This is a genomic window from bacterium (genome assembly GCA_030654305.1).
Classification (GTDB): domain Bacteria; phylum Krumholzibacteriota; class Krumholzibacteriia; order LZORAL124-64-63; family LZORAL124-64-63; genus PNOJ01.
This window is the reverse complement of sequence record JAURXS010000238.1, coordinates 1-10,376: the sequence shown is the minus strand read 5'-3', so window position 1 is coordinate 10,376 and position 10,376 is coordinate 1. Positions and strand designations below refer to the sequence as shown.

The window sequence follows — 10,376 nt, the reverse complement described above, 5'->3', positions numbered from 1 at the left end:
ACTGGACGACCTGCTGGTGCGCCTGCACGACCGCGTGGCCCGCCAGGAAGCCGCCGACGACGATCTGGCCGATCTGGAAGCCGCCCTGCAGGAGTCCGGACGGGTGCTGGCGCAGGCCTGCTCCGACCTGCGCCGGCTGCGCCGCGACGCCGCGCCCGGGCTGGCCCGCGCGGCGCAGGACCTGATCCGGCCGCTGGCCCTGCCCGACCTGGCGCTCGAATTCCGGGTGACGCCCCGCCTCGATCCCACGGGCGCCCTGCCTGTAGATGGCACCTCTTGCCGCGTGCAGGCCGACGGCGCCGACGACGTGGAGCTGTTCATCCGCACCAACCTCGGCGAGAAGGCGGCGCCGGCGGCGGCGATCGCCTCGGGAGGGGAGAAGTCGCGCCTCCACCTCGGCCTGACCGTCCTGCGCCGCCGGGACGAGGAGCCGCCGCTGCTGCTGTTCGACGAGATCGACGCCGGCCTGGGCATGGACAACGCCCTGCCGGTGGCGGGTCTGCTGCGGCGGTTGTCGGCCGGCGCCCAGGTGCTCTGCATCACCCACCTGCCGACGATGGCGGTCCACGGTTCCCTGCACTGGCTGGCGAAGAAGAGCCGGGTCGGCGGGCGCACGCTGCTGGACGTCGCGGTGCTGGATCCGGTCCGCCGCGTGGACGAGATCGCGCGGCTGCTCGGCGGCGCCGGGGTCGAGGGCGGCGCCGAGACCCAGCGGTCCTACGCCCGCGATCTGCTGCGCGATGCCGGGCGCGAGATCCCCGTCGCTGCCCGCAGCGGCCGGGCAAATGCCGGTTGACCCCCGCACTCCCAGCGGCGATACTAGCTGCCGCTCATCGTGCGCCCGTAGCTCAGCTGGATAGAGCGCTTGCCTCCGGAGCAAGAGGTCGTGGGTTCGAATCCCGCCGGGCGTACCAGAACTCGAACGACGACTAGGGGTTTCTGGACGGACCGGAGACCCTTCTTCTATGGCCGCAGTCGGTCGACAGCGTGAAGGATTCACGCAGGAGGACGTTCCGCGCAGGAGGACAGCGTGAGCGACGACGGCCGCCCCTACCGATCACGATTCGCAGAGGAGTCCGACGCCTTCCCCTTGCGCCAGTCATTGCGCTGTCGTGACGAACTCATCCAGCGCAGCATCAAGGTCGCCCTGGCGGCCATCCTGGCGGGGCTGCTGGTCAGTTTCGGCCTGTCCGCGCACCGGCTGTTCGATCACCACCGCGCCAAGGCCGGCGTCTGGGGTGAGATCCTGCTGCTGGGACTGGTGCTGGTCACGCTGGCCTTGACGGTTCGGCGCATCGTTCTTAACATGATAGAAATAAAAGAGTTACTCAGGGAGTGGCGCCTCTGGCGCGCCCGGGCGCGGACCGGCTGGGATCCGAACTGATCCCCGGTTCGTGGTGGCACTCTCCTTGCTTTCAACGGTCCGGCCACATCGGTTCGCCTGACGCGGACGCCGTCCGCAACCGGCTGACGCCGGAAAAGAAGAGGATGGGGAAGATGATCCAGGAGAAATTCGAGCAGCGCACCGCGCACCTCGCGGTCATCGGGCTGGGCTACGTGGGCCTGCCCCTGGCGATCGAGTACTGCAAGGCGGGCTTCAAGGTCACGGGCATCGAACTGGACGAGGGCAAGGTCGCGGCCCTGAACCGGGGTGACAGCTACATCATCGACGTGCCCGCCGCCGACGTGAAGGCCGCCGTCGACGCCGGCCTGCTGAAGGCGACGACCGCGCCGGACGTGCTGTCCCAGTGCGACAGCGTGAACATCTGCGTGCCGACGCCGCTGAGCAAGACCCACGACCCGGACATGAGCTTCATCCAGTCGGCCGTCGACGTCATCGCGCCGCGCCTGCATCCCGGGATGCTGGTCATCCTGGAGAGCACCACCTACCCGGGCACCTGCGAGGAAGTCATCCTGCCGCGGCTGCACGAGGGCGGCCTGGTGGTCGGCAAGGACTTCCACCTCGCGTTCTCGCCGGAGCGCGTCGACCCGGGCAACCCGGTCTACCAGACCCGCAACATCCCGAAGGTCGTCGGCGGCGTGACGCCGGCCTGCACCGCGGCGGCCGCGGCCCTCTACGGCCAGGTCATGGACCGGGTCGTCCCGGTCAGCAACGCCCGCGTCGCCGAGACGGTCAAGCTGCTCGAGAACACGTTCCGCAGCGTGAACATCGGCATGGTCAACGAGATCGCCCTGATGTGCGACTCGATGGGCATCGACGTCTGGGAAGTCATCGACGCCGCGTCCACGAAGCCCTTCGGCTTCATGCCGTTCTATCCCGGCCCGGGTCTGGGCGGCCACTGCATCCCCATCGACCCCTTCTACTTCTCGTGGAAGGCCCGCCAGTTCGGCATGGAGGCCCGCTTCATCGAGCTGGCCGGCCAGGTCAACGGCGGGATGCCGCGGCACGTGGCCGGCCTGGTGGCCACCGCGCTCAACAGCGTGGAGCGCTCGGTGAAGGGGAGCCGCCTGCTCTGCGTCGGCGTGGCCTACAAGCCGGACATCGACGACGTGCGGGAATCCCCGGCCTTGGATATCATGGAACTCCTGCACAAGCGCGGCGCCCTGGTCTCCTGGTACGACCCGCACGTGCCGGCGCTGCACGGGTTCGAGGCCCTGACCCGCCTGACGGACTGGAACCTGAAGGCGCTGAAGGCGTTCGATGCGGCGGTGATCGTCACCCCGCACCGGGCCGTCGACCATGCGCTGCTGCTGGAGACCGGCAAGCCGGTCATCGACACGCGCAACGCCCTGAAGGGGCACCGGAGCGAACACCTGTTCAAGCTCTAGACGGGAACACGGAGGGAACATGAAGACATGCCTGGTGACCGGCGGCGCCGGTTTCATCGGCTCGCACCTCGCGGCCGCCCTGGTGGCGCGCGGCGACAAGGTCACGGTCCTGGACAACCTGTCCACCGGCAAGCTCGCCAACCTGGCGGCCGTCCGCGACGCGATCACGTTCGTGGAGGGGTCGATCACCGATCCCGAGACCGCCCGGCGCTGCTGCCAGGGCGTCGACGTCGTCTTCCACGAGGCCGCGCTGGCCTCGGTGCCCCGGAGCGTCGACGATCCGGTCACGTCTCACCTGCACAACGTCGACGGCACGCTGAACATGCTGGTCGCCGCGCGCGACGCCGGTGTCAAGCGCCTGGTCTACGCGGCCAGCAGCTCCGCCTACGGCGATTCGCCCAGCCTGCCCAAGCGCGAGGACATGCCCTACGATCCGATGTCCCCGTACGCCGTCCAGAAGTACGTGGGCGAGCTGTACCTCTCGGTGTTCGCGAAGCTGTACGGCCTGAGCTGCGTCGGCCTGCGCTACTTCAACGTGTTCGGACCGCGGCAGGACCCGCAGAGCCAGTACGCGGCCGTCGTGCCCATCTTCATCACCCGCCTGCTGGCGGGGGAGGCGCCCGTCATCAACGGCGACGGCACCTTCTCGCGCGACTTCACGTACATCGACAACGTGGTGCACGCGAACCTCTGCGCGGCCGACGCGCCCGACCCCGGCGGCCGCACCGTGAACGTGGCCTGCGGGGACCGCTTCTCGCTCAACGAGCTGTACGCGCTGATCCAGCGCCACGCCGGCTCGGACCTGCCGGCCGTCCACGGCCCCGCGCGCGCGGGCGACGTGCCGCACTCCCAGGCCGACATCTCGCTGGCGCGCGAGGTGATCGGCTACGTGCCGCAGATCGATTTCGCCACCGGCCTGGCGCGCACCGTCGCCTGGTACCGGGAGCAGCTGGCCTGAGCCGTCCGGCACCGCCGGAACGGGAGGAGCCCCATGAACCGTCGCACCGTCTGCCTGCTCGCCGTCCTGTTCGTCGCCGCCGCGACCGCGGCCCCGGCGCAGACGACGGCCATCCCGGCCCAGCCGCCCGCGGCCTACCGCCTCGGCAGCGGGGACGTGGTGCAGCTGAATGTCCTGCAGCAGCCGACGCTCGACCGCAGCCTCACCGTGCGGCCCGACGGCACCGCGGTGGCGCCCCTGGTCGGCGAGGTGACGGTGGCGGGGCTGACCCTGCGCGAGGCCGAGCAGCTCGTGCTGGAGAAGCTGCGCCTCTTCAACCGCGAGATCTCGGACGTCTCGTTGACCGTGATGCAGTACAATGCCCTGCGCGTCTACGTCCTGGGCGCCGTCGCGAACCCCGGCAGCTACACGTTCGAGACGGTGCCGTCGCTCTGGGACGCGCTGCGCGCCGCGGGCGGCCCCGCGCCCGACGCCAACCTCACGCAGGTGCGCGTGGTGGCCGAGGGGACCGGCGAGACCACGGCCGAGGTCCACGATATCAGCGGCATCCTCAACGGCAGCGGCCCTTCGGCCCCGGTCACGCTGCGGGCCGGGGACACCGTCATCGTGCCCGGGAACGCGGCGGCGCAGGTGGCGCCGGCGCAGGGGGTCCAGGTCTTCGGCGGCGTGGCCGCGCCCGGGACCTACCTCATCAACGAGCCGACGCGGCTGATGAGCGTGCTGATGCTCGCCGGCGCGCCGGTCGAAACCGGCGACCTCGAGCAGGTCTGGTGGGTCCACGCCGACCGGCAGGGCCGCCACACCTCGCAGCCGGTGGACCTCGGCGCCTTCCTGCAGCGGGGCGATCTGGCGGGCAACCCGCTGGTCCACCCCGGGGACACGGTCCAGGTACCCCAGCGCTCGCCGGGGTTCTTCCGGACCATCTACCCCATCATCCTGGGCACGATCTCGACGGCGGCCGCCGTTTCGATCGCCGTGAACCGGCTCAACTGAACGCCGAGCGGAAGCCCGCGCCCGGGAACGGGATGCGGGCTTCCGCTTTCCGGCTGTTCCCTCCTCAAGAAGTACGCTCCTGAGCCGATAATCTTGAAAGTCGGCGCCATTTCCTGTATGATCGTTGCATCCTCGCCCGAGGGAAATGTGACGTCGCGGGTCCGTTCGGCGAGTCACTATTGGGGAAGCGAGGCTCTTTCCTGTGAGAGTCGAGAACGATCCGTTCCTGGCCGAGGCACGGCACGACCGCCGACCGCTGCGGACCTCCCTGGTCGGCGACGGCCTGCTCGAGCCGCCGTCCGGTCACGATGACCGGCTCGTCACCGAGCGGGCGGTCGCCTACGCGCGGGGGATCAAGCGCGGGTTCGACGTCGTGATCGCGATCGTGTCGCTGGCGGTTTTCGGGGCGTTCCTGCCCCTGATCGCGCTGGCGATCAAGCTCGACTCGCGCGGCCCGGTCTTCTTCCTGCAATCCCGCATCGGCATCGACCGCCGCCAGCGCCGCTCGCCCTGCCCGTCCTACCCCGAGCGCCGGCGCGTCGTCTATCCCGGCCGTCCCTTCCGGATCTTCAAGCTGCGCACCATGCGCCAGGACGCCGAGGCGCACGGGCCGCAGTGGGCCGCGAAGCACGACGACCGGGTGACCCGCGTCGGCCGCGTCCTGCGCAAGACCCGGCTGGACGAGTTCCCGCAGTTCGTGAACGTCCTGCGCGGCGAGATGAGCGTCATCGGGCCGCGCCCCGAGCGGCTCTGCTTCATCCGCCAGCTCGAGAACGACGTGCCCTGCTACCACGACCGCCTGATCGTGCTGCCCGGCATCACCGGCCTCGCCCAGGTGATCAACGGCTACGACACCGACGTCGACTCGGTCCGCCGCAAGGTCGCCCTCGACCGCCAGTACATCGGCAGCCTCAGCCTGCGGACCGACCTGCGGATCCTGGCCCTGACCTTCCGGGTCCTGCTGGAGGGCGAAGGCGCCCACTGAACGATTCCCCGCGTCCCCGTGCCGCCAACTCGGTCTTGCCAGGAGCGCCCCGCCCCTCGATAATCGCGCCGTGACCCGCCGCATTCCGCCGGAGGTGAGATGTCCGCCCAGCTGCTCGTGGTCGACGACCAGGCCTCCATCCTGCAGTTCCTGCGGCAGACCCTCGCGAGCGAGGGCCACACCGTCAGCACGGCCGCCGACGGCGAGACGGCCCTGTCGGCCGTCCGCGAGCTGATCCCCGACCTGGTCCTGCTCGACATGATCCTGCCCGACCGCCACGGCCTGGAGGTCCTGCGGGAGATCCACGCCCTGTTCCCGCGGATGTGCGTGATCATCATGAGCGCGCACATCGACCTCGAGACGGCGGTCGACGCCATGCGCGCCGGCGCGTTCGACGTGATCCGCAAGCCGTTCAAGGTCGAACAGCTGCAGCTGGCCATCCGCCGCGGTCTCGAGGCGACGCGGGACGCCGCCGAACTCGCCGCCCTGCGGCGCCGGGGGCAGGGCTTCGCCCGGACGCCGGGGATGGTGATGAGCGAGGCCCCCGCGATGCTGGAGATCTACGCGACGGTCCGCAAGATCGCGCAGGGGGAGCGGACCTCGATCCTGATCGAGGGCGAGTCCGGCGTCGGCAAGGACGTGCTGGCCAACCTCATCCACGCCAGCTCCCCGCGCAGCGGCAAGGCGTTCCTGGAGATCAACTGCGCCGCCCTGCCTGAGAAGCTGCTCGAGAGCGAGCTGTTCGGGCACGAGCAGGGCGCCTTCACCGACGCCGGGCAGCTGAAGCAGGGCCTGCTGGAACTCGCCCACCACGGCACGGTGTTCCTGGACGAGATCGGCGAGATGGCCCCGACCCTGCAGGTGAAGCTGCTGCGCGTCCTCGAACGCCAGACCTTCCGGCGGGTGGGTGGGCTCAAGGACATCACGGTGGACGTGCGCGTCATCTCCGCGACCAATCGCGACCTGGCGGCCATGGTGCGCGAGGGGACGTTCCGGGAGGACCTGTACTACCGCCTCAAGGTGGTCCCCCTGCGGGTGCCGTCGCTGCGCGAGCGCCCCGAGGATATCCTGCCGCTGGCGGACCATTTCCTGCGCATCTACGCGCTGCAGTTCCACAAGCGCCCGACCGGCTTGGCGCCGGACGCCGTCGGCGCCCTGCTGGCCTACGACTGGCCGGGGAACATCCGCGAACTGCGCAACGTCATCGAGCGCGCCGTGCTGCTGGGGGAGGGGGAGGCCATCGATTCGGCCCAGCTCAACCTGACCGAGGCGAAGTCGGTCGCCGCGCCGCCGGGTGAGGAGCTCACCGCCCTGCTGGGCGGCCCCTGGCCCGCGGAAGGGCTGCACCTGGAGGAGACGCTGGCGCGGGCCGAGGAGCGGTGCGTGCGGCAGGCGCTGGCCCTGGCCGGCGGCAACCAGACGCGCGCCGCGGAGCTCCTGGGCATGAATCGCGATAAGTTGCGATACAGATTGAAGATGTACAAGATCAGCGAGGAAGTGCGTGAACCTGCATCGCGTTGAAGAACAGCGTTTCGGTGCCTTGATCCCGGTCGTGCTGGTGGCCTTGACGGTCGTGAGCGGCGGCTGCGGCGTCTATTCCACGAGCAGCGGGCGCGTCGACGATTCGCTGCGCCTGGTCAACGTGCCTTACCTGGAGAACGCCACCGCCGAACCCAGCATCGAGATCGAGCTGACCGAGGCCATCATCACCGCCTTGCAGGACGACAACACGCTGCGCGTGGTGGGTCCCGAGGCCGCCAGCACCGAGCTGACCGGTCGCGTGGTCGGCTACAAGCTCCGCGAGGCGTTCACCACGGCCACCGGCGGCAACATGCAGGTCGACGAGTACCAGGTCCAGATCTCCGTCGAGCTGACCATGCGCCGCATGGACGGCGGCGAGAACGTCTTCACCCGCAAGCGCCTCAACGGCAGCGGCAACTTCATCCTGGGCGACGGCGCCACCAGCGAACTGACGGCACGTCGGGAAGCCGCTGCGGAGATCGTGCGCGAGGTCCTGGGCCTGATCGTGGAGGATTGGTGATGGCGAACTGGGGCGCCCGCAGCGACGGTCCCGATTTCGCCACCTTGCGCCGCGAATTGGCGGCGGGTAGCTATCGGCCCGTCTACCTGCTCGCCGGCGAGGACACGCACCGCGCCGCGAGCATCGTCGACTACCTCGTGAACAAGCTCCTGGGCGCGTCGGGCTCGGCCTTCAATTCCCACGTATTCGACGGCGAGCAAGCAGGTTGCGACCGCATCCTCCAGCAGGCTCGCAGCTACCCGATGTTCGGGGACCGCCAGGTGATCTGGGTGAAACGGGCCGAGCACATGGTCGGCGACGCGGTCGCGGAACAGGCCCTGCAGCGCTACCTGGCCGATCCGGTCGCGGCGACGACCCTGATCCTCATGTCCGAAAAGGTGGATGGCAGGAAATCCTGGGTCAAAGCCTGCAAGACGGCCGGCTGCCACTACGAGATGGCGCCGCCGAGCGGCCGCGATCTCGTGGACTGGACCGTGCGCCGGGCCAAGGACAAGTCGTTGCCGCTGGCGCTCGAGTTGGCCGAGATGCTGGTCGAGCTGGTCGGCGACGACCTGCACGCCCTGGACGGCGAACTCGACAAGCTGTCCCTGATCGCCGCCGAAGCCAAAGGCGGGCTGGACGAGGCGGCGTTGCGGGCCGTCATCCTGGAACAGCGGGCGATCGACCCGTTCGAGCTGGTCAAGCAGCTCGGACCCGGACGTCAGCGCGAGGGCTTGGCGGCGTTCCACAGGTTCCTGTCGGAGGGCCGATCGGCGTTCGAGCTGGCGCCGCTGCTGATCTGGCGGGTCAAGCAGGTGGCCCAAGTGGCGGCGCTGCGCGCCGAGGGTCAGCCCGAGAAGGCGGTGCCGGGATTGCTGGGCATCACGCCGTTCGCCGCCCGCCAGTCCCAGGAGACGGCGCGCGCGTGGGGCGACGCCACGGTGGAGCGGGCGCTGCGAGCCTGCCACCGCTGCGAGGCGGCGATGAAGAGCAGCCCGTTGGAGCCCGAGATGATCCTCGAGAGGGCCATCCTGGAAATCTGCGCCGCGTGAGCCGGAAGATTATCAGCTTAACATAATATACATTATGCGCAATCAATGAAGCGGTTGCTGCAAGGCTCGGCGGGGCTGCGGTTTGGCGTCCCCCTCGCGACTGCGGGTCGGTGTTCCTAGTGGATGGGGACCCGCTGCGCGAATTCCTCGAGGAACGGCAGGTTCCAGGCTTCACCGGCCAGCGCACGGGCGAAGCCCAGCGCGGAGATCCCCAGGCAGGCCAGCAGGCCGACCAGGTGCAGGGCGATCGAGAGCAGCATGCCGAGCAGCGGGATGCGGCCGAGGCTGGCGTCCACGATCCCCAGCACGAGCAGCAGCACCACCTCGGCGGCGAGCAGGGTGAAGCCCTGCCGGCAATGGCGGGCCAGGAACTCCCCCTTGTGCTCCACCATCAGGATGGGCAGCACGACCAACGCGCTGGCGTAGCAGGCGGCGCCCCACCAGCGTTCCGTGGCGGTCGGTTCGTTCATGGCGTTCCTTTCACGGCGGCGGACGACGTTCGCAGTGTAGCGGATCGCCGCGGCGATGAAAAGCGTGGAACGCGCCGCAGCTTGTGACGGACCGGGATCGATGATAGCCTGCGCCGTCGGCCGTTCGTTGCTGGTACCTGGGGATACGAGGAGGCGACAGTCCGCATGGGTCATCGATGGTGGAAGCGACGCCGGCTGGTCGAAGGCGAGCGGATCCTGGAGCTGGTGCCGCGGACCCTGGTTGAGGCGCGCGAGTCGATTGCCGACGGCGTCGCGCAGGTCGTCCTGCTGGAACCGCGTTTCCACAGCGGTCCGTTCTCGCGCTGGCTGCAATCCCGCCTGCCGCCCGAACGGGCCCACGTCGAGGTGCGCCTCGAGGCCTTCGGCAGCACGATCTGGCGCCTGCTGGACGGCCGCCGCAACCTCGCCGAGATCATGTGCGCGTTCGTGGCCGCGCACCCGGATCAGGCCGACCAGGCCAGTGAGCGCGTCTGGCTCTTCCTGCAGGAACTGGAGCGGCACGGGTTCGTGAGCCTCCAGCAGGAGGCCACTCCCCCGACCCGTGTTGAATAATCGTGAGAAATCGTGGTGACGTGATGGTGTGGGCGGCATCATCGTTCAAATGCCGTGGAGCTGTGCCGGCGAAGAGGAAGTGGTAACCCCGACTGTACGGTATTTCGCTATATCGCAACGGTGCCAGTTGATTGACCGGGCGAATCTTCCGGAGTATCTTCCAACTGCAACGTGTAAAGGCACTGCGGGCTCGCATAACTCATTGCAATAAAAGGAACACCCAGGATGACAGTCGCGCAAGATCTTGTCAAATCGCGTGAACGCGAGATGCTGATCTATTTGGATTCTATGGAGGCGATGTATGCCAACGCACTCCTGCAAAACGTTGAAATTTATGACATTGCGGCTAGTCTTACGAATGATTTCGGGAACATCACTGCTGACGCAGTTCTTGCTGATTCCCGAATCATCAGGGTGTTGCGCTACGCAGTAGCACCATCGATCAGCCAAATGAAATTCGGACAGTTCTTCGGGATCAGTTCCATTGATCGATTCGAGAACCAGAAGATTACGCGGAGTTTGGCCAAATACGGAG

12 protein-coding genes and 1 tRNA gene are annotated in these 10,376 nt (G+C 68.6%); 12 read left to right on the top strand and 1 reads right to left on the bottom strand.

The annotated features are described in order from the left end of the window. The 10 genes from Q7W29_06675 to holA all read left to right on the top strand — a co-directional run. A partial coding sequence (locus tag Q7W29_06675) for a hypothetical protein (protein MDO9171498.1) occupies positions 1 to 796 on the top strand: 796 nt, incomplete at its 5' end. Positions 797 to 837: 41 nt separating this feature from the next. After that, positions 838 to 914, top strand: a tRNA-Arg gene (locus Q7W29_06670). A 116-nt stretch (positions 915 to 1,030) separates the two neighbouring features. Continuing rightward, entirely contained in the window at positions 1,031 to 1,384 is a 354-nt protein-coding gene (locus Q7W29_06665; protein MDO9171497.1) for a hypothetical protein, read from the top strand. 113 nt (positions 1,385 to 1,497) lie between these two features. Next, positions 1,498 to 2,790 (top strand): nucleotide sugar dehydrogenase, encoded by a 1,293-nt coding sequence (locus Q7W29_06660; GenBank protein ID MDO9171496.1) that lies wholly within the window; start codon positions 1,498 to 1,500, stop codon positions 2,788 to 2,790. A 19-nt stretch (positions 2,791 to 2,809) separates the two neighbouring features. Beyond that, positions 2,810 to 3,748 carry an SDR family oxidoreductase gene (locus Q7W29_06655; protein MDO9171495.1) on the top strand — a complete coding sequence of 313 codons (939 nt, stop codon included), beginning with the start codon at positions 2,810 to 2,812 and terminating at the stop codon, positions 3,746 to 3,748. Positions 3,749 to 3,781: 33 nt separating this feature from the next. Continuing rightward, on the top strand, positions 3,782 to 4,741 hold the full coding sequence (locus Q7W29_06650; protein MDO9171494.1) for a polysaccharide biosynthesis/export family protein: 960 nt from the start codon (positions 3,782 to 3,784) through the stop codon (positions 4,739 to 4,741). Between the two features lie 202 nt (positions 4,742 to 4,943). Further along, positions 4,944 to 5,726 (top strand): sugar transferase, encoded by a 783-nt coding sequence (locus Q7W29_06645; GenBank protein MDO9171493.1) that lies wholly within the window; start codon positions 4,944 to 4,946, stop codon positions 5,724 to 5,726. Between the two features lie 99 nt (positions 5,727 to 5,825). Beyond that, on the top strand, positions 5,826 to 7,247 hold the full coding sequence (locus Q7W29_06640; GenBank protein ID MDO9171492.1) for a sigma-54 dependent transcriptional regulator: 1,422 nt from the start codon (positions 5,826 to 5,828) through the stop codon (positions 7,245 to 7,247). Next, the gene (gene lptE, locus Q7W29_06635) at positions 7,228 to 7,767 is read left to right on the top strand and encodes an LPS assembly lipoprotein LptE (protein ID MDO9171491.1); all 540 of its coding nucleotides are present in this window, start codon (positions 7,228 to 7,230) and stop codon (positions 7,765 to 7,767) included. The genes Q7W29_06640 and lptE overlap by 20 nt, the downstream gene beginning before the upstream one ends. Beyond that, the gene (gene holA / locus Q7W29_06630; protein ID MDO9171490.1) at positions 7,767 to 8,798 is read left to right on the top strand and encodes a DNA polymerase III subunit delta; all 1,032 of its coding nucleotides are present in this window, start codon (positions 7,767 to 7,769) and stop codon (positions 8,796 to 8,798) included. Before lptE ends, holA begins: the two co-directional genes overlap by 1 nt. A 116-nt stretch (positions 8,799 to 8,914) precedes the next feature. Here holA and Q7W29_06625 read toward each other — a convergent pair whose 3' ends face one another. Continuing rightward, entirely contained in the window at positions 8,915 to 9,268 is a 354-nt protein-coding gene (locus Q7W29_06625) for a hypothetical protein (GenBank protein ID MDO9171489.1), read from the bottom strand. A 165-nt stretch (positions 9,269 to 9,433) separates the two neighbouring features. Here Q7W29_06625 and Q7W29_06620 point away from each other — a divergent pair, with 165 nt between their 5' ends. Both Q7W29_06620 and Q7W29_06615 read left to right on the top strand, forming a co-directional pair. After that, entirely contained in the window at positions 9,434 to 9,841 is a 408-nt protein-coding gene (locus Q7W29_06620) for a PqqD family protein (protein MDO9171488.1), read from the top strand. 225 nt (positions 9,842 to 10,066) lie between these two features. Beyond that, positions 10,067 to 10,376, top strand: a 310-nt coding sequence (locus tag Q7W29_06615; GenBank protein ID MDO9171487.1) for a hypothetical protein, incomplete at its 3' end; no start/stop codon positions are given.